A 24,532-nucleotide genomic window follows, 5' to 3' on the forward strand; every position below is an offset into this window, starting at 1 on the left:
CCGCCGGTTCAAGAGGTGAGCATGCGAACGGTAATCTTTGATCTGGATGGAACTTTGGCGGATACATCTGGTGATTTGCTGGCCGCTGCAAACCATTGTTTTCGCGAGATGGGTCATGGGGATGTTCTGTCGCCCGAGCTTGATGCGGCGGTATCGGTACGCGGTGCACGCTTGATGTTGTCCCATGGATTGAAGCGGGTCGGCGCCTATGATGCGGATGTTGTCGAAGCCTATTATCCGGTCTTTTTGGACGTCTATGGGCAGGCGATCGATACGCATACCTATTTCTATCCCGGTGCGCTTGAAGCCGTCGAAACACTGAAAGATGCAGGTTATGGCGTGGGGATTTGCACCAACAAGCCCGAAGGCCTGGCTGATTTGCTGCTGACCCGGATGGGTGTCCGTGATCACTTTGCTTCACTGATCGGTGCAGACACATTACCGGTGCGGAAACCCGACCCTGAACCGTTACGCGAAGCAGCGCGTCGCGCGGGAGGGCACCCTGACCACTGTGTATTGGTCGGCGACTCAGATACCGACCGAAATACGGCGCGGGCTGCAGGAGTGCCGTCGGTACTGGTGACATTCGGCCCGTCGGGCGATGAGATGGCTGCGCTGGAGCCCGAGGCGTTGTTGCATCATTTTGATGATTTACCGAAACTGGTCTCCGATTTGATCGGAGCGGCGGCCTGATCCCTTGACCCGCTTAACACTCAGCATAAAAACGGATTCATGACTGAGACATTCACAGGTAATTTCACCCAGCAAGAACCCATTCCCGAAGAGGCGATCAAGGCCGCCTTGGCCGTTTTGCGCCATGGTCGTTTGCACCGCTACAATGTTGCCCCTGGCGAGTTGAGCGAGACGGCTTTGTTGGAGCAGGAATTCGCCGCCCAGATGGGGGCGAAATACTGTCTGGCGGTCTCGTCGGGTGGCTACGCTCTGGCCACTGCGTTGCGTGCGGTGGGGGTCAAGCCGGGCGATCCGGTTCTAACCAACGCGTTCACTCTGGCGCCGGTGCCGGGGGCGATTGCGTCGGTAAGCGCAAAGCCGGTCTTCGTTGGTGTGACCGAAGCCCTGACCATCGATCTGGATGATCTTGAGGTCAAGCTGGATCAGGCGAAAGTACTAATGCTTAGTCACATGCGAGGGCATCTGTGCGATATGGATCGCCTGATGCAGATGTGTGATGCGGCGGGTGTGATCGTGATCGAAGATTGCGCCCATACCATGGGTGCCGCCTGGCGCGGGCAGCTGTCTGGGCGGCAGGGGGCCATCGGATGCTACTCGTGCCAGACCTATAAACATGTCAATTCGGGCGAGGGCGGGTTGCTGATCACGGATGATCCGGAACTGGCCGCCAAGGCTACGATGTTGTCCGGGTCTTACATGCTTTATGAACGCCATCTGGCCGCGCCTGGGCCGGAGGTGTTCGAGCAGATCAAGTACACAACCCCCAATGTCTCGGGTCGGATGGATAATTTGCGTGCAGCGATCTTACGTCCGCAGTTGCGTGATCTTGATCGGCAGGTGCAGCGTTGGAATGAACGTTATGTTGAGATTGAGCATGGCCTGCGTGAAACGCCGGGTTTGACGATGGTGGAGCGGCCTGATGCTGAGACCTATGTCGGTTCATCGATACAATTCCTGTTGCTGGACTGGACGCCCGCGCGCATTGCCGAGGTAATCCAGCGTTGCGCCGCGCGCGGGGTCGAACTGAAGTGGTTCGGGGGGGCTGAACCGTCGGGCTTTACCTCACGCTATGACAGTTGGCGTTATGCCGACAGCGCCCCGATGCCGGTCAGTGATCGGATATTGGCAGGGATCATGGATATGCGCGTTCCACTGACCTTTTCGCTGGAAGATTGTGCCCAAATTGCGCGCATTATCCGGGCTGAAGTCAGCGCTGTCTATCAATCATAGTCCAGCGGAGTGCGCTTTCAGCGCACGCTCGATTTATCTGAAAACGCCGCCCCTTGCCGGGCGGCGTTTTGCGTTGGCCTGCGTGTCGTCATTGACCAGAGGAGGAAACGCTGCTATCTGATTATTGAACGCTTGTTCATTAATGCAATCGGAGGAGCCCTGCATGTTTATGGCCACAATGCAATTCGATCTGGGCGAGGACGTGAACGCCCTGCGTGAGATGGTGCACCGCTGGGCTCAGGAACGGGTCAAGCCGATGGCGGCCGAGATCGACGCGTCCAATGCCTTTCCGAATGAGCTGTGGAAAGAGATGGGTGAGCTTGGTTTGTTGGGCGTCACAGTCCCTGAAGAATATGGCGGGGCCGGTATGTCCTATCTGGCGCATACGGTGGCAGTTGAGGAAGTGGCGCGCGCCTCGGCCTCGGTATCTTTATCATATGGGGCGCATTCGAACTTGTGCGTGAACCAGATCAAGCTGAACGGAACGGATGAGCAGAAGAAAAAATATCTGCCCCGTCTGATTTCGGGTGAGCATGTCGGGGCGTTGGCTATGTCCGAGCCCTCGGCTGGGTCGGATGTGGTTTCCATGAAGCTACGTGCAGAAAAGCGAAACGATCACTATCGGCTGAATGGCAACAAATACTGGATCACTAACGGGCCGGATGCAGACACTCTGGTCGTCTATGCCAAGACCGATCCGGACGCCGGGTCAAAGGGGATCACGGCTTTTCTGATCGAGAAAGAGATGACCGGGTTTTCGACTTCGCCTCATTTCGACAAGCTTGGCATGCGCGGCTCGAACACCGCTGAGTTGATCTTTGAAGATGTTGAAGTGCCGTTCGAGAATGTTCTGGGCGAAGAAGGGCGGGGTGTAGCCGTTCTGATGTCCGGTCTGGACTATGAGCGTGTGGTTCTTGCGGGAATTGGAACCGGGATCATGGCCGCCTGCTTGGATGAAGTGATGCCCTATCTGGCCGAGCGTAAGCAGTTCGGAAAACCGATCGGGAGCTTCCAGCTCATGCAAGGCAAGATCGCGGATATGTACACAGCCATGAATTCGGCGCGGGCCTATGTCTACGAAGTTGCCAAGGCATGCGACCGCGGGGATGTAACCCGTCAGGATGCTGCAGCGTGCTGCCTATATGCCTCGGAACAGGCGATGGTGCAGGCGCATCAAGCCGTTCAGGCGTTGGGTGGTGCCGGATTCCTGTCGGATTCGCCGGTCAGCCGGATTTTCCGAGATGCAAAGCTGATGGAGATCGGCGCGGGCACCAGCGAAATCCGCCGCATGCTGATTGGGCGCGAAATGATGAACGAGATGTTGTGACGGAAAACCCCGCAGTTCATTGAACCACGGGGCTTTTTGCGATTGGATCAGAAACGATGAACGTAGGACAGGCCAATCAGGAACGGGTCGATTTCGGCGGTGCCGATGTCGTTGCCGTCAAGTTTGACGTCCGAGTCGATGTCGAACCAGCGCACGTTCAGACGCACCGCGCCTTTTTCCGTGACCATGTAATCCAGACCGGCCTGCAGAGAAACGCCGAAGGAGTTGTCCAGATCGAGATCGCCCAAAGGCGAGTCCTCCTCGAAGAAGATGGTGTAGTTCAGACCGGCGCCGACATAGGGCTTCCACGCGCTATTGGTCGGGAAGTGATAGTTCAGCGACAGAGTAGGCGGAAGATGCTTGACGCTGCCCGCGTCAACGCTGCCACCGAGAGTGACGTCATGCTTGTAGGGGGTCGAGGCCAAGAGCTCGATCCCGAGATTGTCCTGAACGAAGTATTCGACGGTGAAAATCGGACGGGTGTCCGAGTCGATTTCGGCGTCGAACCCGGCCAGAGTCCCATTGTCGGATTTGGGGTCCAGATAGCCGACACCAACACCGACTGTCCAATCGCCTTGGGATTGGGCGAAGGCTGGGGCAGCCAGAGCGACAAGTGCGGTAGAAAGGGTCAAAGCGGCGAGTTTCTTTGTCATATTCGTGCCTTTGCTTGCGTTGATGCCGATGTTTTGGATGCCGCGGCGCAGAAATGCTCTGATCTGCATCAAACTCCGGAAATTGCTGAAGCGGGGAGGCTAGCTGCAACTGCTAATGAAATAAGGGAAAATCAGCATGCATCCCGCTGAGCGCATACCGGGTTTGCGCGGCGACCAAAGCTGGGCGATGCCTGATCGGCTGAACATGGCGCAGCAATGCCTGTCGCAACAATCCGATCGGGTTGCTTTGCTGGATCTGACCCGGGGCGATCCGAGCGTGGTAACATTTGGCGAACTGGAGCTTATGGTTGATGGCATCGCTCGCGCGTTGATAGCTCGGGTCCAGCCAGGAGACCGGGTTGGCGTCTTGCTCAGCCAGTCGCCGTGGTGTGCCGCCGCGCATCTGGCGATCTGGAAGATCGGTGCGATTTCGGTGCCGTTGTTCAAGCTGTTCAAACACGATGCGCTGGCATCGCGCGTCAGAGATGCAGGTGCGCGGATCGTTTTGACGGATGCAGAAGGGGCCGCGTTGCTGGGGGATCTGGCCCAGCCACTTTTGGTTGACGAGATCAGGCAGGAGGGGGAACCGGTGCCCTTTGCCGATACCGGCCCCGAAGATCCGGCGGTCCTGATCTACACGTCCGGCACCACTGGCAGTCCCAAGGGTGCGCTGCATGGTCATCGTGTGCTGCTGGGCCACCTGCCGGGCGTCTCGATCAGCCACAACCACCTGCGTGAAGGGGATTGCCTGTGGACGCCAGCAGACTGGGCGTGGATCGGCGGCTTGTTCGACGTTCTGATGCCCGGGCTTGCGCTGGGCGTTCCGGTGGTCGCCACGCGGTTGGACAAATTCACCCCACAGGCCTGCGCCGATGTGATCGCGCGGGCGGGGGTGCGGAACGTCTTCTTTCCACCGACGGCTTTACGGATGCTCAAAGCTGCGGATCAGTCGATACCGGGATTGCGGTCGGTGGCGTCTGGGGGCGAGCCTTTGGGCGCGGAGATGTTGGCTTGGGGCCAGCAGGCGTTTGGTCTGACGATCAACGAGTTTTATGGCCAGACCGAGTGTAACATGGTCGTATCCTCCTGCGCCGAGGACTTCCCCGTTCGCCCCGGCTGTATCGGTAAACCGGTGCCGGGTCATGAGGTGGCGGTAATTGACGATCATGGCCAACCGACGACGGAGGAAGGTGACGTCGCCATCCGGCGCGGTTCGGCCTCAATGCTGCTGGAATACTGGAATAATCCGCAAGCAACGGCTGAGAAATTCCGAGGTGATTGGCTGATCACCGGTGACCGTGGCGTGTGGGAAGGGGACTATTTGCGCTTTGTCGGTCGCGATGATGACGTGATCACCTCGGCAGGATACCGGATTGGCCCGGCTGAGATCGAGGATTGCCTGCTGACCCATCCGTCAGTGGCAACTGTGGGCGTGGTCGGCAAGCCCGATGAGCTGCGGACCGAGATCGTGAAGGCCTATGTGGTATTGAAGCCGGGGGCTGAGGCGTCGGGCGCTGAGTTGCAGAATTGGGTTAAGGACCGTTTGGCGCAGTATTCCTATCCGCGTGAGGTGTCGTTTCTGGAAGAGTTGCCGATGACGGTGACGGGAAAGGTGATCCGGAAGGAATTGAAGGCGCGGGCTGCAGGGGAGGCAATTACATGATGCGAATTGCACTTGCTGCGATGCTAGTACCATCGCTTGTTTCCGCTCAGGGCGCTTGGGTAGACCAGTCGTATATTCAACAATGTTTTTCTCAGACGCAGCAGGGCGATAGCATGTCATCATGTCTCGGCGCAGCTGCCAATGCCTGCCAAACGATACCGGGAAATGAAACAACCCTTGGCATCACCGAGTGTATTCTAGCCGAAACCCAAATTTGGGATTCATATCTAAACGAACAGTATAAACTGCGTAGAGCAGAACTGGCTGAACAAAGTCCCGAACTTTCGGACCAGTTGCGAGATGCTCAACGCGCATGGATTGGGTTTCGGGATGCTGAATGTGCTCTGGCCTACGGCATATGGTCTGATGGAACGATACGCTCGATTGTTGCCGCAAATTGCCTGCTGACCGAAACCGCTGAACGCGCTGTGGAATTGCGCGACTTGGGGAAGATGGAATGAAAATAAAATCCAAAGCCATACCGACCTCTGAGGGGTTTAAGGCGAACCGAGCCGCACATCTGGATGCGCTGGCACATATTGCGGATGCCGCCGAAGCGGCCCGCATGGGTGGCGGTGAAAAATCGCGGGCGCGGCATGAATCGCGGGGCAAGATGCTGCCGCGTCGTCGGGTGGCGAACCTGCTCGATCCGGGTTCTCCGTTCTTGGAAATCGGCGCGACGGCGGCACATGGGATGTATGGAGATGCCGCGCCCTGTGCCGGGGTGATCGCGGGGATTGGCCGGGTGCAGGGGTGCGAGGTCATGGTGGTGTGCAACGACGCCACTGTGAAAGGCGGCACATATTATCCGCTGACGGTCAAGAAACACCTCCGCGCGCAGGAGATTGCCGAGGAAAACCATCTGCCCTGCATCTATTTGGTCGATAGCGGCGGCGCGAACCTGCCCAATCAGGATGAGGTTTTCCCCGACCGCGATCACTTTGGCCGCATCTTCTACAATCAGGCGCGGATGAGCGCGAAGGGGATCGCTCAGATAGCCGTCGTGATGGGCTCGTGTACGGCGGGCGGGGCCTATGTGCCTGCGATGTCCGATGTCACGATCATCGTAAAAGAACAGGGCACGATCTTTCTGGCTGGGCCGCCTCTGGTCAAGGCCGCGACGGGGGAGGTTGTGACAGCCGAAGATCTGGGTGGTGGCGATGTGCATACGCGCCTGTCCGGCGTGGCGGATTATCTGGCCGAGGACGATGCGCATGCGTTGGCCCTGGCTCGGCGGGCCGTCGGGTCGTTGGGGGGTGCCGTGCTGAAGCCTAGCCTACAGTTCGAAACACCGGAAGAGCCTGCCTATGATCCCGAGGAAATTTTGGGCGTAGTTCCGGCCGATCTGCGGACGCCCTATGACATCCGCGAGGTGATTGCGCGGCTGGTCGATGGCTCTCGGTTCGACGAGTTCAAACCGCGATTTGGTGAGACGCTGGTGACCGGTTTTGCCCATGTCAAAGGCTGCCCGGTCGGGATCATTGCCAACAACGGTGTGTTGTTTTCTGAGGCCGCGCAGAAGGGTGCGCATTTTGTCGAACTGTGCTCGCAGCGCAAAACCCCGCTGGTCTTCCTGCAGAACATCACCGGCTTCATGGTCGGCCGCAAATACGAAAACGAAGGCATCGCGCGGCACGGGGCCAAGATGGTGACGGCGGTGGCGACGACGAGCGTTCCAAAGATCACAATGCTTGTCGGAGGGTCCTTCGGAGCTGGAAACTACGGCATGGCAGGACGCGCCTATCAGCCTCGGTTCCTGTGGACTTGGCCGAATTCGCGTATCTCAGTGATGGGGGGCGAGCAAGCTGCAGGTGTCCTAGCGACTGTCAAACGCGACGGGATCGAACGACAGGGCGGCACATGGTCGGCTGAGGAAGAAGCTGAATTCAAGCGCCCGACGCTGGACATGTTCGAAGAACAATCCCACCCGCTCTACGCGTCGGCGCGGTTGTGGGATGACGGCATCATCGACCCGCGCAAATCGCGCGATGTGTTGGCATTGTCGCTGAGTGCCGCACTTAACGCCCCGATTGAGGAGACACGTTTCGGCGTGTTCAGGATGTAAGATGAGCGTTTCATTGAATGAAGTAATGGCCCGCTACCCGGGCGCGCAGACCTTCAAGTTTGGAGACAGCGCATCGCTAAGCGCCGAGCTGCTGGCGTTGGTAAGATTAGGCCGAAAAACGGCGACATGTGGTGCTTTGCGAGACTACCCAGAAGGCAGTGCTGATACCCCGGTCGTTGGGCGTCAGGATATTGCGCTGGAATGGGATGATCGCCCCGCTTTGGTGATCGAAACGGTCGAGGTCTCGACCTGCCGATATTGCGATGTGACCGAAGACTTTGCGTTGGCCGAGGGTGAGAATGAAACGCTTGAGGGATGGCGCGAGGATCATCGCCGGTATTTCGAACGCAATGGCGGGTTCGATCCCGAGATGGAATTGCTGTGCGAACGCTTCCGCCTTGTCGAAGATCTGGCGGTTAAGGGGTAAGCTATGTTTAACAAAATCCTGATTGCCAACCGCGGCGAGATCGCCTGCCGAGTCATGGAAACTGCTCAGAAGATGGGCGTATCTTGTGTGGCTGTGTATTCGGATGCTGATGCATCGGCCAAGCATGCGCAGATGGCGGATGAAGCGGTGCATATTGGTGGCGCGGCCCCAGCCGAAAGCTATCTGAAGGGTGATGTGATCATTCAGGCGGCGCTGGATACAGGAGCGCAGGCGATCCATCCTGGTTATGGGTTCTTGTCCGAAAACCCGGATTTTGTGGATGCAGTCGAGGCTGCAGGTCTGACCTTCATCGGGCCATCGGCGGACGCGATCCGCAAGATGGGCCTTAAGGATGCAGCCAAGGTATTGATGGAGGACGCAGGAGTTCCCGTCGTCCCCGGCTATCATGGCGACAATCAGGACCCTGAACATCTGGCTGGCGCGGCAGATACCATCGGGTATCCCGTTTTGATCAAGGCCGTTGCAGGTGGTGGTGGCAAGGGGATGCGGCTGGTCGAGGCGCCCGAGGAGTTCTCGGCTGCATTGGACAGCGCGCGCGGTGAGGCAAAGACGGCGTTCGGTAACGATGCTGTACTTGTCGAGAAATTCGTCGCCAAGCCCCGCCATATCGAGGTGCAGGTGTTCGGCGATGGCACCCATGCGGTGCATCTGTTTGAACGCGACTGCTCGTTGCAGCGGCGACATCAGAAAGTGATCGAAGAGGCCCCAGCCCCTGGAATGACTGCCGAGATGCGTGAGGCGATGGGGCAGGCGGGCGTGCGTGCGGCTGAGGCGATTGGATACAAGGGCGCAGGGACGGTTGAGTTCATCGTCGATGCCTCGGACGGGCTACGCCCGGATCGGTTCTGGTTTATGGAGATGAACACGCGCCTGCAAGTCGAGCACCCGGTGACCGAGGCCATTACCGGCGTCGATCTGGTCGAATGGCAATTGCGCGTAGCAGCGGGTGAAAGCCTGCCGAAGCGGCAGGGCGATTTGTCGATCCGCGGGCATTCCTTTGAGGCGAGGCTTTATGCCGAAGATGTGCCCAAAGGCTTTCTGCCTGCGACGGGTACGCTGACTCATCTACAGTTCCCGGAAGGCTGCCGTGCCGACAGTGGCGTGCGCGCCGGGGATACGATCAGCCCATGGTACGACCCTATGATCGCCAAGGTCGTGGTGCATGGCCCGACACGCGCGGTCGCTTTGGAAAATCTCCACCGGACCTTGCGCCAGACCGAGGTCGCCGGGACTGTCACAAATCTCGCCTTCCTTGGTGCTCTGACGCGGCACAGCGGGTTTGCGTCGGGCGACGTGGATACCGGGCTGATCGGGCGGGATCTTGATGATCTGGTGCAGGAAGCTGGCGTAAGCAACGCTTCGGCAGTGGCTGCGGCGATGACGGCGTTGGGTCTGGCCGAGACGGTCTCTGAAACGGGCTTTACGCTATGGGCACCGTTACATCGCGCTGTGCAGTTACTGCGGGACGGAGAGGTTGTTGATCTGGATGTCCAGGTCGAAGGCCCGGATCGGCAGATTTGGGAGATCGAAGGTGCGCAGCTTGTTGCGCGGCGGCGTGGCGCTGGCTGGACCATCGATGGGACACCCATGCCCAATGTTGTCATGGCCGGGTCACAGGTCACTGTATTCGACGACTATGGGCAGGTATTTGAGGTCATTGACCCTCTGGACCGCGATGCCAGTGCTGCAGGTGACACCAACGTGATCGAGGCGCCGATGCCCGGGCTGGTCAAGGCCGTCTTCGCCTCGGCGGGGCAGGAGGTGAAAGAGGGCGACCGGCTGGCCATTCTGGAAGCCATGAAGATGGAGCATTCTCTATTAGCCGCCCGCGATGGCGTGGTTGCAGAAGTGCTGGCCGAAGCGGGGGCACAGGTCGAGGCAGGTGCGGCGTTGGTTCGGTTGGCCGAGGATTGATCTGTTCGGCCCGTGGATTGCGTGGCAAAGTCGGGCCATCCGCAATTGAAACGATAAGAAACCGGGAAGGGATGCGCTGATGAAAGAACGGGTCGAAATATTCGAGGTCGGGCCACGCGACGGCCTGCAGAACGAACAGCGCGAGATCCCGGTGGCCGAGAAGGTCGCCTTGGTCGATTGCCTCAGCCGGGCCGGTTTCAACCGGATCGAAGTTGCCAGTTTTGTCTCACCGAAATGGGTCCCGCAAATGGCGGGCAGCGGTGAAGTTATGGCTGGAATCACACGGACCGAAGGCGTGCGGTACGCTGCGCTGACGCCGAATATGCGCGGGTATGAGGACGCGTTGGCAGCCAAGGCAGATGAGATCGCGGTGTTTGCTTCGGCGTCCGAGGGATTCTCGAAAGCGAACATAAACGCGACGATTGCCGAATCCATCGAACGGTTTGTGCCCATTCTTGAAGCGGCACGACATATTGATCTGCCCGTCCGGGGCTATGTCTCGTGCGTGACCGACTGTCCCTATGACGGCCCGACCCCACCCGAGAAGGTGGCCGAGGTGGCGGACGCGCTGTTTGCCCATGGCTGCTATGAGATTTCGCTGGGGGACACAATTGGGCAGGGAACACCGGACAAGATTGCTCATATGCTGCTGGCCGTGCGCGAACGAGTGCCGGTTACCCGGCTTGCAGGACATTTTCATGATACCAACGGGCGGGCAATCGACAACATAGACGCTTCGCTTGCCTTGGGTGTGCGGGTATTTGATACCGCCGTGGGCGGGCTGGGTGGTTGCCCTTATGCGCCGGGTGCGGCCGGTAATGTCGCAACCGAAGCCGTGACCGCACATCTGGAACGGTTGGGATATGAGACCGGTCTGGATGTGCCGGTTCTGGAACAGGCGGCGCGCATGGCGCGGGCAATGCGGGCGGAATAAGATATGTTCGAGACCATTACGCTGAACACAGACGCGCGTGGCGTGGCCACTCTGACGCTGGATCGACCCGAGAAGCACAACGCACTGTCGGCGCAGATGATTGCAGAGCTAACCCAGGCCGCTGGGCAATTGGCAAATGATGATGCGGTGCGGGTGGTGGTTCTGGCCGCCTCGGGCAAGAGCTTTTGCGCCGGGGGAGATCTGGGTTGGATGCAGGCGCAGATGGCTGCCGATCCCGAGACGCGTTTTGCCGAAGCGCGCAAGCTGGCTGAGATGCTGAATGCCTTAAATACGCTGCCCAAACCCTTGATCGGCGCGTTGCAGGGAAACGCGTTTGGTGGTGGTGTTGGGATGGCCTCGGTCTGCGATGTGGCGATCGGCGTGGAAAGCCTGAAGATGGGTCTGACCGAAACGCGGCTTGGCCTGATCCCGGCGACGATTGGACCCTATGTCATTGCCCGAATGGGCGAAGCACGTTCGCGGCGCGTCTTTATGTCTGCCCGCCTGTTCGAAGCGGCGGAAGCGGTCGAACTGGGCCTGTTGACCCGCGCGGTGCCCGCTGTGGCGTTGGCTGACGCGGTCGAAGCTGAAGTGCTTCCCTATCTGTCCTGTGCACCCGGTGCGGTGTCTTCGGCCAAGCAGCTGATCCAGTCACTGGGGCCGCGAATTGATGACGCGGTGATTGACCACACCATTCGACAGCTTGTCGCGCGTTGGGAAACTGATGAGGCGCAAGAGGGAATCGGCGCCTTCTTCGACAAACGAAAACCTGCATGGATTAGTTAGGTTTAGCCGATCACTTTGTTCCAGAAGTGTTCTCCGCAATAGCCCGCTGGATGATTGTAACAATGCCGACCTGCGCGTTTCTGTTCGGTTGACCCTCTGACCCCACAGGGATAGAGAATGTCCAGTCAAATCGCCAATTGACGGCGCACCCTTTCGGGACTTGCGCAGGAAAGGAGCTATACGTGGAAGACCTGCTGCGGGAGTACCTCCCGATTCTGGTGTTTCTGGCCGTTGCCGTAGGCCTTGGAATCGTACTGATTCTGGCTGCTGTGGTCCTGGCTGTCCGCAATCCCGACCCCGAAAAGGTCAGCGCCTATGAATGTGGTTTCAACGCCTTCGACGATGCGCGAATGAAGTTTGATGTCCGATTCTATCTGGTCGCGATTCTCTTCATCATCTTTGATCTGGAAATCGCCTTCCTGTTCCCCTGGGCCGTTGGCTTCAAAGACATCAGCGATGTTGGGTTCTGGTCGATGATGGTGTTTCTGGCGGTGCTGACCATCGGCTTTGCCTATGAATGGAAGAAAGGGGCCCTGGAATGGGAGTGATGACGGGCGCAAACACCGCCGGCGTCGACAAGGAAGTCGCCACCCAGGCCCTGAACGCAGAACTGCAGGACAAGGGATTTCTGCTGACCTCGACCGAGGACATCATCAACTGGGCGCGGACCGGATCCTTGCACTGGATGACCTTTGGTCTGGCCTGCTGCGCGGTAGAGATGATGCACACCTCGATGCCACGGTATGACGCGGAACGGTTCGGCATCGCGCCTCGTGCGTCTCCGCGCCAGTCTGATGTGATGATCGTCGCTGGAACGCTGACCAACAAGATGGCCCCGGCGCTGCGCAAGGTTTATGACCAGATGCCCGAGCCGCGCTATGTGATCTCGATGGGCTCCTGCGCGAATGGCGGTGGGTACTATCACTATTCTTATTCTGTCGTTCGTGGCTGTGACCGGGTTGTTCCGGTGGATATCTACGTGCCCGGCTGCCCGCCAACCGCTGAGGCGCTTCTGTACGGACTGATGCAGCTACAACGCAAAATCCGCCGCACCGGCACGATTGTACGCTAAGGGAGAGGGCAGATGAGCGAAGCACTCAAAGAACTCGGCGCGCAACTGGAATTGAAACGGACCGATTGCGTTCTGTCCTGGGATGTGACCCATGGTGAGCTGAACGTCGATGTGGCTCCTTCGAATCTGGTGGAATTCATTGAGTTCCTCAAAAGTGAGCGGACCTGCCAGTTCTCGACCCTGGTTGACATCACCGGCGTCGACTACCCCGAACGGGCCAAGCGGTTCGATGTGGTCTACCACTTCCTGTCAATGTATCAGAACCAGCGCATTCGCTTGCGAGTCTCGATCCGAGAAGATGACATGGTGCCTTCAATCGTGGACGTGCACCCCTCTGCCAATTGGTTCGAGCGCGAGGTGTTCGACATGTTCGGCATCCTGTTCTCGGGTCATCCAGACTTGCGACGCATCCTTACGGATTATGGTTTCCGCGGCTATCCGCTGCGCAAGGATTTCCCGACCACTGGCTATACTGAAGTCCGCTATGACGAAGCGCAAAAGCGCGTGGTCTACGAACCGGTCTCATTGGTTCAGGAATACCGTCAATTTGATTTCATGTCCCCGTGGGAAGGTGCGAACTACATTCTTCCGGGGGATGAAAAACAGGAGTCGTAAGTCATGGAGTTCCTGATCTGGATTGCCGTCACGGTTGCCACGATTATCCCGATGCTGAAGCTGCTACCGCATTTCGGGATCGAGAAATACTGGGTCGTAGCCTGCGTCATCCCGATTGGAACGCTGATCCTGATTTGGATCATGGCCATGAAACTGCAAGAGATGGAGCGCCGTTGATGGGTCTGGGGGAACTGATTGCGTTGGGGGCGCTTGGGGTTCTGTTGGCTGGGGCCGCTGCCAAGGCAGCTGAGGCGGAAAAGGTCCGGGTACGGGCCGAAGCGAAGAAGAAACGAGGGCGTTGATGGACGGCTCAAGATACGATGACGGCAGCACGGACGCGCTGAGCGGAGAACAGAAGATCCGCAACTTCAACATCAACTTCGGCCCGCAACACCCTGCGGCGCACGGGGTTTTGCGTCTTGTGCTAGAGCTGGACGGCGAGATCGTCGAACGCTGCGACCCGCATATCGGCCTGCTGCACCGTGGCACCGAAAAGCTGATGGAAAGCCGGACGTATCTGCAGAACCTGCCGTATTTCGACCGTCTTGATTACGTGGCACCGATGAACCAGGAGCATGCGTGGTGTCTGGCCATCGAGAAACTGACCGGGGTTGAAGTGCCGCGTCGAGGTTCACTAATCCGCGTACTGTATTCCGAGATCGGTCGCATCCTGAACCACCTGCTGAACGTGACCACTCAAGCCATGGACGTGGGTGCGCTGACCCCTCCGCTTTGGGGCTTTGAAGAGCGCGAAAAGCTGATGGTGTTCTACGAGCGTGCCTGCGGTGCCCGTCTGCACGCCGCCTATTTCCGCCCCGGTGGCGTTCATCAGGACTTGCCGCCGGAACTGCTGGACGATATCGAGACTTGGAGCCACGAGTTCCCCGCCGTTCTGGACGACATCGACGGTCTGCTGACCGAAAACCGCATCTTCAAACAGCGTAACGCCGACATTGGTGTGGTGAATGAGGATGACATTCAGAAATACGGCTTCTCGGGCGTTATGGTGCGAGGATCGGGACTGGCCTGGGACCTGCGTCGCGCGCAACCCTATGAATGCTATGACGAGTTCGAGTTCCAGATACCCGTCGGCAAAAATGGCGACTGCTATGACCGATATCTGGTACGCATGGAAGAGATGCGCCAGTCGCTGCTGATCATCCGTCAGGCCATCGCCAAAATTCGCGACTGCCCAGGCGACGTTCTGGCACGCGGCAAGATTACTCCGCCGAAACGCTCGGACATGAAGACCTCGATGGAAAGCCTGATCCATCACTTCAAGCTTTATACCGAAGGCTTCCACGTCCCCGCAGGCGAGGTCTATGCCGCTGTCGAAGCCCCCAAGGGCGAGTTCGGCGTATATCTGGTCGCCGACGGCACCAACAAGCCCTACCGCGCCAAACTCCGCGCGCCGGGGTTCCTGCACTTGCAAGCCATGGACCACGTCGCCGGAGGCCACCAACTGGCCGACGTCGCCGCGATTATCGGCACCATGGACGTCGTATTTGGAGAGATTGACCGCTAATGCTCCGCCGTCTTCACGCCGAACAACCCGAAAGCTTCGCCTTCACCGCTGCCAACCAGCAATGGGCCGAAGCGCAAATAACCAAATATCCCGAGGGGCGTCAGGCCAGTGCGGTCATCCCGCTGCTGTGGCGCGCGCAGGAGCAGGAGGGATGGCTGAGCCGTCCGGCGATCGAATCCGTCGCCGACATGCTTGGTATGGCCTATATCCGCGTTCTTGAGGTTGCCTCGTTCTACTTCATGTTCCAACTGCAGCCGGTTGGTTCGGTTGCGCATATTCAGGTCTGCGGCACTACGTCCTGCATGATTTGCGGGGCCGAGGACCTGATTGCGGTTTGCAAGGAAAAGATCGCTGCAAAGCCGCATGAACTGTCTGCTGATGGCAAGCTGAGCTGGGAAGAGGTGGAATGCCTCGGATCTTGCACCAATGCCCCGATGGCGCAGATCGGTAAGGATTACTACGAAGATCTGACGACCGAGAGCTTTGGCAAGATTCTCGATGATCTGGTGGCGGGCAAAGTGCCGACTCCGGGTCCTCAGAACGGGCGCTATGCGGCGGAACCTCTGAAGGGGCTGACCAGCCTGACGGAGTATGACAGCGGCAGAACGCAGTATAACGCAAGTGTTCAGCTTGCGAGCGATCTGGGCGATACGGTCAAGCGCATCGACGGAACCGAAGTTCCGATCCTGACGCCGTGGCTGGGCAAGGATGGCAAGGCTGCTGCTACAAAAGCTGCGCCGAAGCCGCCCAAAGCGCCAGCCTCGGCGAAGCCAGCGGTGAAACAAGCCGCTGAGGCGAAAGCAGCGAAAGAGGATCAGCCGGAAACGCTGAGCAGTGCGCGCGATGGCAAGCCCGATGATCTGAAGATGCTGAAGGGCGTAGGTCCGAAGCTGGAAGAGACTCTGAACGAGTTGGGCTTTTACCACTATGACCAGATCGCTGCATGGACACCCGAGCAAGTGGCCTGGGTGGATGCACGGCTGAAATTCAAAGGCCGGATCGAGCGGGACGGGTGGATCGAACAAGCCGCGAAATTGGCTTCAGGTGAAGAGACCGATTTCGCCAAACGTGCCAAGGAAGACGGCACTTACGAGGACTAGATGGGTGCCCGTTTGGGGCATCAGGACGAGATGGATAAAGACAAGGAACTGGCCATAGCCCGCAAGGGCCGACATATCGGCATCGTCATCGCCGTGACGATGGTGATTTGGCTGGCCATGAATTTGTTCATCGGCCCGGCGCTGGGCTTGACCGCGCGCTATGCGCTGCTGTTTGATTTTGCCGCTCTGGCAGGTTTCATCTATGCGGGCGTCAACATTTTTCAACTCTGGCGCATGCGTCAGGACAGCCAAAGGTAACTGAGCGATGCTGAAGGATCAGGACAGGATCTTTACCAACATCTACGGGATGCACGAGCGCACTTTGAAAGGCGCGCAGGCCCGGGGGCATTGGGACGGCACCGCTGGCCTGATTGAAAAGGGCCGTGACTGGATCATCCAGACGATGAAGGATTCAGGTCTGCGCGGCCGTGGTGGTGCGGGTTTCCCGACCGGTCTGAAATGGTCTTTCATGCCCAAGGAAAGCGATGGTCGCCCGGCTTATCTGGTGGTGAACGCGGATGAATCCGAACCCGGGACGTGCAAAGACCGCGAGATTATGCGTCATGATCCGCACACGCTGATCGAGGGGTGCCTGATCGCGTCTTTCGCAATGAACGCGCATACTTGCTACATCTACCTGCGCGGCGAATACATCCGCGAGCGTGAGGCTCTGCAGGCCGCGATTGACGAAGCCTATGACGCGGGTCTGCTCGGGAAGAATGCTGCTGGTTCCGGCTGGGATTTCGACCTGTTCCTGCATCACGGCGCTGGGGCTTATATCTGCGGCGAGGAAACTGCTCTGATCGAAAGCCTTGAGGGCAAGAAGGGTATGCCGCGCATGAAGCCTCCGTTTCCGGCGGGTGCGGGTCTTTATGGTTGCCCGACCACGGTGAACAATGTGGAATCGATTGCCGTTGTGCCCACGATTCTGCGGCGTGGTGCCGACTGGTTCGCAGGCTTTGGCCGTCAGAACAACGCGGGCACCAAGCTGTTTGCGATCTCGGGCCATGTGAACAACCCCTGTGTCGTCGAAGAGGCGATGTCGATCTCCTTCGAAGAGCTGATTGAAACCCATTGCGGCGGCATTCGTGGCGGCTGGGACAATCTGCTGGCGGTAATACCCGGCGGGTCTTCGGTGCCATGCGTGCGCGGTGAGAACATGCGCGACGCGATCATGGATTTTGACTATCTGCGCGGAGAACTGGGCTCGGGTCTGGGCACGGCAGCGGTCATCGTGATGGACAGGTCCACCGACATCATCAAGGCAATCTGGCGGTTGTCGAAGTTCTACAAGCACGAAAGCTGCGGCCAGTGTACGCCGTGTCGCGAAGGTACCGGTTGGATGATGCGCGTGATGGATCGTCTTGTACGCGGTGAAGCCGAACTGGAAGAGATCGACATGCTGTTTGACGTCACCAAACAGGTTGAAGGCCACACGATCTGCGCCCTTGGCGATGCGGCGGCCTGGCCGATCCAAGGTCTGATCCGCAATTTCCGAGAAGAAATAGAGGACCGCATCAAGGCCCAGAAATCGGGCCGCATGGGTGCGATGGCAGCGGAGTAAAATCGATGGAAGTCTATGCCGAATATTCCCACGCGATCGCCGCTTTGGTGATCTTTACCCTGATCGTTCTGTTCATGTCGCCGTTCTCGGCGCTTGCAAAGGCGAGCAAGGGGCTGGCACCGGGGGCAACTCCGGATCAGGATTATTCGGACAGGGCCTATCGTTTGAACCGCGCCTATCTGAACGGCACAGAAACACTGCCTGCCTTTTTGACTGTTACAGTCGCGGCGATCCTGTTGGGGGCCAGCCCGTTCTGGGTGAACCTGCTGGCCTCAATAGCGCTGCTGGCGCGGGTTGTTATGTTGGTGATTCACCTGCGCGGGATCGGCAAGCCGCATAGCGGGGTCCGGTCTGTTGCTTATGTGGTTGGATGGGCCTGCATGTTCATTCTTGGCCTTATTGCTTTGGTGGCCGCGTTTTGATCCAGCCCGAAGGATATCATCTGGCCGAGTTGAATGTCGGCCGTTTGTTGGCGCCAACAGACGATCCGCGTGTGGCTGAATTCATGGCCAACCTGGATCGCGTCAACGGGCTTGGCAAGCGGATGTCTGGCTTTGTCTGGATGATGGAAGGCTCGGGCGAGCCGGGAACAGGCAACACCGAAAACAGCATCGGGGATGATCCGCAATTCGTCGCGAACCTGACGGTTTGGGAAGACGTCGCCAGCCTTGAGAAATTTGTTTGGGGGACTATCCACAAACAGTTCTACGAGCGTCGGCAAGAGTGGTTCGAAATCCTTGGCGAACAACATTTTGTCATGTGGTGGGTGCGGGAAGGGCATTGCCCCAGTTTGGCCGAAGCGCTGGATCGTCTGGAAAAGCTGCGCTCGGAAGGTCCCAGCGAGCATGCCTTTGGGTGGGCAGAATTGAAACAGGCCAGCAAGTGGCGCGACAATCGTTGCGTACAGGTCGCGGCGGAGTGAACGGGATGTTGATTCATACGCTTTCTCCTGCGCATCAGCGGATGCCACAAGCGCCAGCCACGAAACAGGAGTGGTCATGATGGCGAAACGCGTATTCGTAATGACAATGGTATTGGTGGGAAGCTTACTTGTATCTGCCTGCGGTACAGCGAAATCGAGGGCGACCCGCGTGGCGTTTGACGGCATTTTCTTCAACGCCAACGCTAAACACGTGGATAAGAAGACGACACCTACCGATTTCACTGTGACTGTGAATGGCGTTTCGCAGTCATTGGAAGGCGCACGCGAAGCGGGCCGCTATGAGGCGACAAAATTCTGCATTCAGAATTTTGGATCGTCCAGAATTGTATGGAAGGTTGGGCCGGAGACCGAGCCGCAAAATCTACGGATCGAAAACGATAAGCTGACGTATGCCGGAAGCTGTCAGCGACCATGAGCCACCGTATCGCATATCACGGCAAAACCCATGGGCTGTTATTGCATAGCAGCCCGGCTGACCGCCGTCTTGGGAATCCCAAGACGAAAGGAAATGTCATGACTGTTGTACGACTTCTGGCCGCGATTTGCGCGATTTCGATGCCTGTAATGGCCGAAGCCAAACCACCCTTGAGGGATGTCAAAGAGATCGACAACGAACTCTACTACATCGCGATCGCAAATGAGATTTCGGAGTACTGTCCGTCGATCAGCGGGCGTCGACTTAAGGCGATTGGAGTGATGTGGGATCTGCGGTCCAAGGCGAACAAACTGGGATATTCGGACAAGGAAATCCGCGCCTATGTGGACTCGGATGCCGAGAAAGACAGGATGCGTGCCAAGGGTGAGGCGTATCTGACCCAAAACGGCGTGTCTTATGAAAATCCCAATTCTTTCTGCACGTTGGGGCGGAAAGAGATTGAAAGAAACAGCGCCATCGGCGTGTATTTGAGGGCGAACTAGCGATGTCTGACCTCCGCAAAGTCAATATCGACGGGCAGGAAATCGAAGTCGATGGCGCGATGACACTGATCCAGGCCTGCGAGCAGGCCGGGGTCGAAGTGCCGCGCTTTTGCTATCACGAGCGTCTGTCGATTGCCGGGAACTGCCGGATGTGTCTGGTCGAGGTCGTGGGCGGCCCGCCGAAACCGGCGGCCTCCTGCGCGATGCAGGTGCGCGATCTGCGTCCGGGTCCCGAAGGGCAGGCACCGGTGGTCAAGACGAACTCGCCCATGGTCAAGAAGGCCCGCGAAGGGGTGATGGAGTTTCTGCTGATCAACCACCCGCTGGATTGCCCGATCTGCGATCAGGGCGGCGAGTGTGACTTGCAGGATCAGGCCATGGCCTATGGTCTGTCAGGCACGCGCTTCAAAGAAGCCAAGCGTGCCGTGGATGATCTGGACCTTGGTCCGCTGGTAGGCACCGCGATGACTCGCTGCATCAGTTGTACCCGTTGCGTGCGCTTCACCACAGAGGTCGCCGGGATCACCCAGATGGGGCAGACCGGGCGGGGCGAGGATGCCGAGATCACCTCGTACCTGAACCAGACGCTGGATTCGAACCTGCAGGGCAACATCATCGATCTGTGCCCGGTAGGGGCGTTGACCTCGAAGCCATATGCCTTCACCGCGCGCCCTTGGGAACTGAACAAAACCGAGAGTATCGACGTGATGGATGCTTTGGGCTCAAGCATCCGTGTAGATACCAAAGGGCGTGAAGTGATGCGCTTTCTGCCGCGCAACCATGACGGTGTGAACGAGGAATGGATCAGCGACAAGACCCGCTTTGTCTGGGACGGCTTAAGGCGTCAGCGACTGGACAGGCCTTATGTGCGGGAAAACGGCAAGCTGCGTCCTGCCACATGGCCAGAGGCACTGAATAAAGCTGCTGAGGTTCTTAAGGGGGCCGAGAAACCGGCTGGGATCGTAGGTGATCTGGCTCCGGTTGAGGCCATCTATGCGCTGAAACAGATTGTCGAAGGGCAAGGCGGTATCGTTGAGTGCCGCACCGACGGCGCCAAACTGCCTGCGGGTAACCGAGCAGCCTATGCCGGGACCGCGGCAATCGAAGATATTGATGCGGCTGAACGTATCCTGTTGATCGGGACCAACCCGCGTGACGAGGCTCCGGTTTTGAATGCTCGTATCCGCAAGGCCTGGGCACACGGCGCCGAGGTGGCCCTGGTCGGGCCTGCCGTCGATCTGACCTATGAGTATCACCATGTAGGCAGCGACCGTGCCGCGCTGCAGACCATCGTTGATATGGGTGGTGATGATGAGATCAAGGGCAAGCGCTCTCTTGTCATCGTCGGGCAGGGCGCGCTGCAGGAGGCTGATGGCTCTGCCGTTCTGGCCGCCGCGCAAGCCATTGCAAGCAATACCGAAAGTGGGCTGATCGTTCTGCACACCGCGGCATCGCGCGTAGGTGCGATGGATGTGGATGCAACCAACGAAGGTGGCATGGAGGCGGTCAACGCGGCCGATGTGATCTATAACCTCGGTGCTGACGAAGTCGAGATCGGCGAGGGTGCTTTTGTGATCTATCAGGGCAGTCATGGCGATCGTGGCGCGCACCGCGCAGATGTGATCCTGCCGGGGGCGGCTTACACAGAAGAAAACGGTCTGTTCGTGAACACCGAAGGGCGTCCTCAACTCGCCATGCGCGCAGGCTTTGCACCGGGAGAGGCCAAGGAAAACTGGGCAATCCTAAGGGCGTTGTCTGCCGAGCTGGGGGCTACTCTGCCCTATGATACATTGGCTCAATTGCGCACCTCCTTGCTCGAATCTGTTCCGCATCTGGCGCGCATTGATGAGGTGATTGAGAATGAAGCAGTGGCGCTACAAGCCGGAAAATTGGGTGAAGCCAGCTTCCGCAATGCAATCAAGGATTTCTACCTGACCAACCCGATTGCCCGCGCCTCGCAATTGATGGCCGAACTATCGGCACAGGCGCAGACCCGCAAGACTGAGAAGATTGCGGCTGAATGAACCAGAAACGTTTCATATCGCAGACGTACGCGGTGCCCGGGTGGCAGATAGCCGCGCCGGATTTGCGTGTGAAATTGAAGATTAAGGGTGGCGTACAGACGGCAGATGCTGTTTACACCAACGCGCCGACCCAGCCGCAGATTGCGCAGGCATCTGGCCTTTGCATCGCACGCGGAAACCAAAATACCCACGGTGTGAGGACCAATGGCTGACTTCTTTAACACCCCAGGCGGAATAGCCATCATCATTCTGGCGCAAGTGCTTGCTGTTGTTGCGTTCGTGATGATCTCGCTGTTGTTCCTCGTCTACGGCGACCGCAAGATCTGGGCCGCCGTCCAGATGCGTCGCGGCCCCAACGTTGTCGGCGTATACGGCCTGCTGCAATCGGTGGCGGACGCACTGAAATATGTGGTGAAAGAGGTCGTCATTCCCGCAGGTGCCGACCGTACAGTGTTTATCCTCGCACCATTGACCAGTTTTGTCCTCGCGATGATCGCCTGGGCGGTGATCCCGTTCAACGATGGCTGGGTCCTGTCGGACATCAACGTCGCCATCCTCTATGTCTTCGCAGTCTCATCGCTTGAGGTTTATGGCGTGATTATGGGTGGTTGGGCGTCGAACTCAAAGTATCCATTCCTTGGGTCGCTGCGCTCTGCCGCGCAGATGATTTCATACGAGGTATCCATCGGTCTGATCATCATCGGCATCATCATCTCGACCGGTTCGATGAACTTTGGTGATATCGTCCGCGCACAGGATGGCGCGTTCGGGTTCTTCAGCTGGTACTGGCTGCCGCATTTCCCGATGGTGTTCCTGTTTTTCATCTCGGCATTGGCTGAAACCAACCGGCCACCCTTCGATCTGCCCGAGGCGGAATCGGAACTGGTTGCAGGCTATCAGGTCGAATACTCGGCCACGCCTTTCCTGCTTTTCATGGCCGGTGAATACATCGCCATCTTCCTGATGTGTGCTCTGACCACACTGCTGTTCTTTGGCGGTTGGCTGTCCCCGATCCCAGGCCTGCCTGACGGCGTATTGTGGATGGTTGCCAAGATGGCGTTCTTCTTCTTCATCTTCGCGATGGTCAAGGCGATCACACCCCGCTACCGCTATGACCAGTTGATGCGCCTGGGTTGGAAAGTGTTCTTGCCGTTCAGCCTCGTCTGGGTCGTCTTCGTGGCCTTCGCGGCGAAATTCGACTGGTTCTGGGGCGCGTTTGCCCGTTGGAGCGTAGGAGGCTGATATGACTCAAATCGACTACACCCGCGCCGCCAAATATTTCCTGCTGCAGGACTTCTGGGTCGGAATGAAATTGGGCTTGAAGTATTTCTTCGCCCCAAAAGCCACCGTGAACTACCCGCATGAAAAGGGGCCCTTGTCCCCGCGGTTCCGGGGTGAACATGCCCTGCGCCGTTATCCGAACGGTGAGGAACGCTGCATCGCCTGCAAACTGTGCGAAGCGATCTGTCCTGCACAAGCCATCACCATCGATGCCGAGCCGCGCGAAGACGGAAGCCGCCGCACCACGCGCTATGACATCGACATGACCAAATGCATCTATTGCGGTTTCTGCCAGGAGGCATGTCCGGTTGATGCCATCGTCGAGGGCCCGAATTTCGAATTCGCCACCGAAACCCGGGAAGAGTTGTTCTACGACAAGCAGAAACTGCTGGATAATGGCGAACGCTGGGAAGCCGAAATCGCTCGCAATCTGGAAATGGACGCGCCGTACAGATGAGTGACAGTCCGACAAATCCGTTCGAGCTGATGATGAAGCAAGCTCAGGACATGGCCAAGGCGATGAACCCGGCGATGGAAAATTTCTCGCCCAAAGGGTTCGAGGCGCTGTGGCCGACCATGCCGAAAGAGGTCATGGAGATGATGTTCGGCAATACCGTCAACAAGGACGGGCTGGACGCCAAAACGCGCCTTCTGCTGACGCTGGCCGGGCTGACCTGTCAGGGCGCTCAGGCGGACTCGGCGGTGCGTCAGACCGTGCGCCACGCGCTGGAAGCTGGCGCCAAAAAACAAGAGATCGTGGAAACGATCGGTCAGATGTCGGTCTTTGCCGGCATCCCGGCCATGACCCGTGCGCTGGATCTGGCGCAAGAGGTCATGGGTGATAACGAGGATGAGGATCAATGACCGTCTTTGCCTTCTATCTGTTTGCCATCAGCGCCATCACCGGCGGGCTGTTCACGGTGATCAGCCGCCAGCCGGTGCATTCGGTGCTGTGGCTGATCCTGTCCTTTCTGTCCTCGGCGGGCCTGTTCGTGCTGCTGGGGGCCGAGTTCGTGGCGATGCTGCTGATTATCGTTTACGTCGGCGCGGTCGCGGTTCTGTTCCTCTTCGTGGTGATGATGCTGGATGTGGACTTTGCCGAGCTGAAGGCCGAGATGGCGCGCTACATGCCGCTGGCGCTGTTGATCGGATTGGTGATCCTGATGCAGTTCGTCATGGCCATCGGAGCATGGGACAGCGCGCAGGGTGCCGCCGCCAATCTGGCGCAGCCGGTACCGAGCGACCGCCACAACACTGAGGCGCTCGGCGTCATTCTATACGATCAATACTTCCTTCTGTTCCAACTGGCGGGCCTGATCCTGCTGGTGGCCATGATCGGTGCCATTGTGCTGACACTGCGCCACCGTCAGGACATCAAGCGTCAGGACATCATCGGCCAGATGATGCGCGACCCGGCCAAAGCGATGGAGTTGAAGGACGTGAAACCGGGGCAGGGACTTTGAGACGATGATCGGACTTGAACACTATCTTACGGTCGCGGCGACGCTGTTCGTCATCGGCATCTTCGGTCTCTTCCTGAACCGCAAGAACGTCATCATCCTGCTGATGAGCATCGAACTGATGCTGCTGGCGGTGAATATCAACCTCGTGGCGTTTTCCAGTTTCCTCGGTGATCTGGTCGGGCAGGTGTTTACGCTGTTCGTGCTGACGGTGGCGGCGGCAGAAGCTGCGATCGGGTTGGCCATTCTGGTCTGCTTCTTCCGCAACCGTGGCACCATCGCGGTTGAAGACGTCAATATGATGAAGGGGTAAGAGA

31 protein-coding genes are annotated in these 24,532 nt (G+C 58.3%); 30 read left to right on the top strand and 1 reads right to left on the bottom strand.

What is annotated here, in order from left to right; genetic code table 11:
• The first annotated feature begins 21 nt into the window (after positions 1-21).
• From ACR0AH_RS13030 to ACR0AH_RS13040, 3 genes are all read left to right on the top strand, one after another.
• Complete coding sequence (locus ACR0AH_RS13030) at positions 22-693, top strand: HAD-IA family hydrolase (protein ID WP_170733164.1); 672 nt, start codon at positions 22-24, stop codon at positions 691-693.
• A gap of 39 nt (positions 694-732) precedes the next feature.
• The gene (locus tag ACR0AH_RS13035; RefSeq protein WP_480592245.1) at positions 733-1,923 is read left to right on the top strand and encodes a DegT/DnrJ/EryC1/StrS family aminotransferase; all 1,191 of its coding nucleotides are present in this window, start codon (positions 733-735) and stop codon (positions 1,921-1,923) included.
• Between the two features lie 163 nt (positions 1,924-2,086).
• Entirely contained in the window at positions 2,087-3,250 is a 1,164-nt protein-coding gene (locus tag ACR0AH_RS13040; protein ID WP_170397077.1) for an isovaleryl-CoA dehydrogenase, read from the top strand.
• 47 nt (positions 3,251-3,297) lie between these two features.
• On the opposite strand, the gene ACR0AH_RS13045 is transcribed toward ACR0AH_RS13040, so the two are convergent.
• Positions 3,298-3,903, bottom strand: a complete 606-nt coding sequence (locus ACR0AH_RS13045; protein ID WP_170404039.1) for an OmpW/AlkL family protein — start codon at positions 3,901-3,903, stop codon at positions 3,298-3,300.
• Positions 3,904-4,039: 136 nt separating this feature from the next.
• On the opposite strand from ACR0AH_RS13045, the gene ACR0AH_RS13050 reads away from it, so the two are divergent.
• The 27 genes from ACR0AH_RS13050 (at position 4,040) to nuoK (ending at position 24,528) form a co-directional block, all read left to right on the top strand.
• Complete coding sequence (locus ACR0AH_RS13050) at positions 4,040-5,566, top strand: AMP-binding protein (protein ID WP_480592247.1); 1,527 nt, start codon at positions 4,040-4,042, stop codon at positions 5,564-5,566.
• Positions 5,563-6,027, top strand: a complete 465-nt coding sequence (locus tag ACR0AH_RS13055) for a lysozyme inhibitor LprI family protein (protein WP_480592249.1) — start codon at positions 5,563-5,565, stop codon at positions 6,025-6,027. The genes ACR0AH_RS13050 and ACR0AH_RS13055 overlap by 4 nt, the downstream gene beginning before the upstream one ends.
• On the top strand, positions 6,024-7,631 hold the full coding sequence (locus ACR0AH_RS13060) for a carboxyl transferase domain-containing protein (protein ID WP_480592251.1): 1,608 nt from the start codon (positions 6,024-6,026) through the stop codon (positions 7,629-7,631). The genes ACR0AH_RS13055 and ACR0AH_RS13060 overlap by 4 nt, the downstream gene beginning before the upstream one ends.
• Position 7,632: 1 nt before the next feature.
• Positions 7,633-8,058 (top strand): ASCH domain-containing protein, encoded by a 426-nt coding sequence (locus ACR0AH_RS13065; RefSeq protein ID WP_170465996.1) that lies wholly within the window; start codon positions 7,633-7,635, stop codon positions 8,056-8,058.
• Between the two features lie 3 nt (positions 8,059-8,061).
• Positions 8,062-9,993 carry an acetyl-CoA carboxylase biotin carboxylase subunit gene (locus ACR0AH_RS13070; protein WP_170397065.1) on the top strand — a complete coding sequence of 644 codons (1,932 nt, stop codon included), beginning with the start codon at positions 8,062-8,064 and terminating at the stop codon, positions 9,991-9,993.
• Positions 9,994-10,072: 79 nt separating this feature from the next.
• Positions 10,073-10,927: a hydroxymethylglutaryl-CoA lyase gene (locus ACR0AH_RS13075; protein WP_170397063.1), complete on the top strand. Its 855-nt coding sequence runs from the start codon at positions 10,073-10,075 to the stop codon at positions 10,925-10,927.
• A gap of 3 nt (positions 10,928-10,930) precedes the next feature.
• The gene (locus ACR0AH_RS13080; RefSeq protein ID WP_170564926.1) at positions 10,931-11,713 is read left to right on the top strand and encodes a crotonase/enoyl-CoA hydratase family protein; all 783 of its coding nucleotides are present in this window, start codon (positions 10,931-10,933) and stop codon (positions 11,711-11,713) included.
• Positions 11,714-11,895: 182 nt separating this feature from the next.
• Positions 11,896-12,261 (top strand): NADH-quinone oxidoreductase subunit A, encoded by a 366-nt coding sequence (locus ACR0AH_RS13085; RefSeq protein WP_010442778.1) that lies wholly within the window; start codon positions 11,896-11,898, stop codon positions 12,259-12,261.
• Positions 12,252-12,785 (top strand): NuoB/complex I 20 kDa subunit family protein, encoded by a 534-nt coding sequence (locus tag ACR0AH_RS13090; protein ID WP_010442777.1) that lies wholly within the window; start codon positions 12,252-12,254, stop codon positions 12,783-12,785. The genes ACR0AH_RS13085 and ACR0AH_RS13090 overlap by 10 nt, the downstream gene beginning before the upstream one ends.
• A 12-nt stretch (positions 12,786-12,797) precedes the next feature.
• A complete protein-coding gene (locus ACR0AH_RS13095) occupies positions 12,798-13,400 on the top strand; it encodes an NADH-quinone oxidoreductase subunit C (RefSeq protein WP_480592253.1) in 603 nt (200 codons plus the stop codon).
• Positions 13,401-13,403: 3 nt separating this feature from the next.
• Positions 13,404-13,577 carry a hypothetical protein gene (locus ACR0AH_RS13100; RefSeq protein ID WP_170397057.1) on the top strand — a complete coding sequence of 58 codons (174 nt, stop codon included), beginning with the start codon at positions 13,404-13,406 and terminating at the stop codon, positions 13,575-13,577.
• A complete protein-coding gene (locus ACR0AH_RS13105) occupies positions 13,577-13,702 on the top strand; it encodes a hypothetical protein (RefSeq protein ID WP_010442774.1) in 126 nt (41 codons plus the stop codon). Before ACR0AH_RS13100 ends, ACR0AH_RS13105 begins: the two co-directional genes overlap by 1 nt.
• A complete protein-coding gene (locus ACR0AH_RS13110) occupies positions 13,702-14,925 on the top strand; it encodes an NADH-quinone oxidoreductase subunit D (RefSeq protein ID WP_480592255.1) in 1,224 nt (407 codons plus the stop codon). The genes ACR0AH_RS13105 and ACR0AH_RS13110 overlap by 1 nt, the downstream gene beginning before the upstream one ends.
• A complete protein-coding gene (gene nuoE / locus ACR0AH_RS13115) occupies positions 14,925-16,025 on the top strand; it encodes an NADH-quinone oxidoreductase subunit NuoE (protein ID WP_170597060.1) in 1,101 nt (366 codons plus the stop codon). Before ACR0AH_RS13110 ends, nuoE begins: the two co-directional genes overlap by 1 nt.
• A gap of 30 nt (positions 16,026-16,055) precedes the next feature.
• Positions 16,056-16,283, top strand: coding sequence for a DUF5337 domain-containing protein (locus tag ACR0AH_RS13120; RefSeq protein ID WP_170397749.1), 228 nt, complete (start codon positions 16,056-16,058; stop codon positions 16,281-16,283).
• Between the two features lie 7 nt (positions 16,284-16,290).
• Positions 16,291-17,589: an NADH-quinone oxidoreductase subunit NuoF gene (gene nuoF / locus ACR0AH_RS13125; protein ID WP_170403997.1), complete on the top strand. Its 1,299-nt coding sequence runs from the start codon at positions 16,291-16,293 to the stop codon at positions 17,587-17,589.
• Between the two features lie 5 nt (positions 17,590-17,594).
• Positions 17,595-18,011 (top strand): MAPEG family protein, encoded by a 417-nt coding sequence (locus ACR0AH_RS13130; protein WP_170733155.1) that lies wholly within the window; start codon positions 17,595-17,597, stop codon positions 18,009-18,011.
• Complete coding sequence (locus ACR0AH_RS13135; RefSeq protein ID WP_170403991.1) at positions 18,008-18,511, top strand: DUF3291 domain-containing protein; 504 nt, start codon at positions 18,008-18,010, stop codon at positions 18,509-18,511. The genes ACR0AH_RS13130 and ACR0AH_RS13135 overlap by 4 nt, the downstream gene beginning before the upstream one ends.
• A gap of 76 nt (positions 18,512-18,587) precedes the next feature.
• Complete coding sequence (locus ACR0AH_RS13140; protein WP_170397047.1) at positions 18,588-18,947, top strand: hypothetical protein; 360 nt, start codon at positions 18,588-18,590, stop codon at positions 18,945-18,947.
• A gap of 98 nt (positions 18,948-19,045) precedes the next feature.
• Positions 19,046-19,450 carry a DUF5333 domain-containing protein gene (locus tag ACR0AH_RS13145; protein ID WP_170424103.1) on the top strand — a complete coding sequence of 135 codons (405 nt, stop codon included), beginning with the start codon at positions 19,046-19,048 and terminating at the stop codon, positions 19,448-19,450.
• 2 nt (positions 19,451-19,452) lie between these two features.
• Positions 19,453-21,474 (top strand): NADH-quinone oxidoreductase subunit NuoG, encoded by a 2,022-nt coding sequence (gene nuoG / locus ACR0AH_RS13150; RefSeq protein WP_480592257.1) that lies wholly within the window; start codon positions 19,453-19,455, stop codon positions 21,472-21,474.
• Positions 21,471-21,686: a hypothetical protein gene (locus ACR0AH_RS13155; RefSeq protein WP_170424099.1), complete on the top strand. Its 216-nt coding sequence runs from the start codon at positions 21,471-21,473 to the stop codon at positions 21,684-21,686. Before nuoG ends, ACR0AH_RS13155 begins: the two co-directional genes overlap by 4 nt.
• Complete coding sequence (gene nuoH, locus ACR0AH_RS13160) at positions 21,679-22,716, top strand: NADH-quinone oxidoreductase subunit NuoH (RefSeq protein ID WP_480592259.1); 1,038 nt, start codon at positions 21,679-21,681, stop codon at positions 22,714-22,716. Before ACR0AH_RS13155 ends, nuoH begins: the two co-directional genes overlap by 8 nt.
• Position 22,717: 1 nt before the next feature.
• On the top strand, positions 22,718-23,212 hold the full coding sequence (gene nuoI / locus ACR0AH_RS13165; protein ID WP_170397042.1) for an NADH-quinone oxidoreductase subunit NuoI: 495 nt from the start codon (positions 22,718-22,720) through the stop codon (positions 23,210-23,212).
• Entirely contained in the window at positions 23,209-23,619 is a 411-nt protein-coding gene (locus tag ACR0AH_RS13170; protein ID WP_010442761.1) for a carboxymuconolactone decarboxylase family protein, read from the top strand. The genes nuoI and ACR0AH_RS13170 overlap by 4 nt, the downstream gene beginning before the upstream one ends.
• Positions 23,616-24,218: an NADH-quinone oxidoreductase subunit J gene (locus tag ACR0AH_RS13175; protein WP_170397038.1), complete on the top strand. Its 603-nt coding sequence runs from the start codon at positions 23,616-23,618 to the stop codon at positions 24,216-24,218. The genes ACR0AH_RS13170 and ACR0AH_RS13175 overlap by 4 nt, the downstream gene beginning before the upstream one ends.
• Before the next feature lie 4 nt (positions 24,219-24,222).
• Positions 24,223-24,528 (top strand): NADH-quinone oxidoreductase subunit NuoK, encoded by a 306-nt coding sequence (gene nuoK, locus ACR0AH_RS13180; protein ID WP_005984024.1) that lies wholly within the window; start codon positions 24,223-24,225, stop codon positions 24,526-24,528.
• The last annotated feature ends 4 nt before the right edge of the window (positions 24,529-24,532 follow it).

This window comes from Ruegeria sp. AM5 (assembly GCF_056540645.1).

Excerpts from the sequence above, each read along its gene's own strand:
- ACR0AH_RS13095 (WP_480592253.1), top strand. The coding sequence starts at position 12,798 with ATGAGCGAAGCACTCAAAGAACTCGGCGCGCAACTGGAATTGAAACGG.
- ACR0AH_RS13140 (WP_170397047.1), top strand. The coding sequence starts at position 18,588 with ATGATGGCGAAACGCGTATTCGTAATGACAATGGTATTGGTGGGAAGC.
- ACR0AH_RS13035 (WP_480592245.1), top strand. The coding sequence starts at position 733 with ATGACTGAGACATTCACAGGTAATTTCACCCAGCAAGAACCCATTCCC.
- ACR0AH_RS13105 (WP_010442774.1), top strand. The coding sequence starts at position 13,577 with ATGGGTCTGGGGGAACTGATTGCGTTGGGGGCGCTTGGGGTTCTGTTG.
- nuoG (WP_480592257.1), top strand. The coding sequence starts at position 19,453 with ATGTCTGACCTCCGCAAAGTCAATATCGACGGGCAGGAAATCGAAGTC.
- ACR0AH_RS13145 (WP_170424103.1), top strand. The coding sequence starts at position 19,046 with ATGACTGTTGTACGACTTCTGGCCGCGATTTGCGCGATTTCGATGCCT.
- ACR0AH_RS13065 (WP_170465996.1), top strand. The coding sequence starts at position 7,633 with ATGAGCGTTTCATTGAATGAAGTAATGGCCCGCTACCCGGGCGCGCAG.
- ACR0AH_RS13055 (WP_480592249.1), top strand. The coding sequence starts at position 5,563 with ATGATGCGAATTGCACTTGCTGCGATGCTAGTACCATCGCTTGTTTCC.
- ACR0AH_RS13040 (WP_170397077.1), top strand. The coding sequence starts at position 2,087 with ATGTTTATGGCCACAATGCAATTCGATCTGGGCGAGGACGTGAACGCC.
- nuoF (WP_170403997.1), top strand. The coding sequence starts at position 16,291 with ATGCTGAAGGATCAGGACAGGATCTTTACCAACATCTACGGGATGCAC.
- ACR0AH_RS13175 (WP_170397038.1), top strand. The coding sequence starts at position 23,616 with ATGACCGTCTTTGCCTTCTATCTGTTTGCCATCAGCGCCATCACCGGC.
- ACR0AH_RS13030 (WP_170733164.1), top strand. The coding sequence starts at position 22 with ATGCGAACGGTAATCTTTGATCTGGATGGAACTTTGGCGGATACATCT.
- ACR0AH_RS13070 (WP_170397065.1), top strand. The coding sequence starts at position 8,062 with ATGTTTAACAAAATCCTGATTGCCAACCGCGGCGAGATCGCCTGCCGA.
- ACR0AH_RS13075 (WP_170397063.1), top strand. The coding sequence starts at position 10,073 with ATGAAAGAACGGGTCGAAATATTCGAGGTCGGGCCACGCGACGGCCTG.
- ACR0AH_RS13170 (WP_010442761.1), top strand. The coding sequence starts at position 23,209 with ATGAGTGACAGTCCGACAAATCCGTTCGAGCTGATGATGAAGCAAGCT.
- nuoH (WP_480592259.1), top strand. The coding sequence starts at position 21,679 with ATGGCTGACTTCTTTAACACCCCAGGCGGAATAGCCATCATCATTCTG.
- nuoK (WP_005984024.1), top strand. The coding sequence starts at position 24,223 with ATGATCGGACTTGAACACTATCTTACGGTCGCGGCGACGCTGTTCGTC.
- ACR0AH_RS13110 (WP_480592255.1), top strand. The coding sequence starts at position 13,702 with ATGGACGGCTCAAGATACGATGACGGCAGCACGGACGCGCTGAGCGGA.
- ACR0AH_RS13050 (WP_480592247.1), top strand. The coding sequence starts at position 4,040 with ATGCATCCCGCTGAGCGCATACCGGGTTTGCGCGGCGACCAAAGCTGG.
- ACR0AH_RS13045 (WP_170404039.1), bottom strand. The coding sequence starts at position 3,903 with ATGACAAAGAAACTCGCCGCTTTGACCCTTTCTACCGCACTTGTCGCT.
- ACR0AH_RS13120 (WP_170397749.1), top strand. The coding sequence starts at position 16,056 with ATGGATAAAGACAAGGAACTGGCCATAGCCCGCAAGGGCCGACATATC.
- nuoE (WP_170597060.1), top strand. The coding sequence starts at position 14,925 with ATGCTCCGCCGTCTTCACGCCGAACAACCCGAAAGCTTCGCCTTCACC.
- ACR0AH_RS13060 (WP_480592251.1), top strand. The coding sequence starts at position 6,024 with ATGAAAATAAAATCCAAAGCCATACCGACCTCTGAGGGGTTTAAGGCG.
- ACR0AH_RS13100 (WP_170397057.1), top strand. The coding sequence starts at position 13,404 with ATGGAGTTCCTGATCTGGATTGCCGTCACGGTTGCCACGATTATCCCG.
- ACR0AH_RS13080 (WP_170564926.1), top strand. The coding sequence starts at position 10,931 with ATGTTCGAGACCATTACGCTGAACACAGACGCGCGTGGCGTGGCCACT.
- ACR0AH_RS13130 (WP_170733155.1), top strand. The coding sequence starts at position 17,595 with ATGGAAGTCTATGCCGAATATTCCCACGCGATCGCCGCTTTGGTGATC.
- nuoI (WP_170397042.1), top strand. The coding sequence starts at position 22,718 with ATGACTCAAATCGACTACACCCGCGCCGCCAAATATTTCCTGCTGCAG.
- ACR0AH_RS13090 (WP_010442777.1), top strand. The coding sequence starts at position 12,252 with ATGGGAGTGATGACGGGCGCAAACACCGCCGGCGTCGACAAGGAAGTC.
- ACR0AH_RS13155 (WP_170424099.1), top strand. The coding sequence starts at position 21,471 with ATGAACCAGAAACGTTTCATATCGCAGACGTACGCGGTGCCCGGGTGG.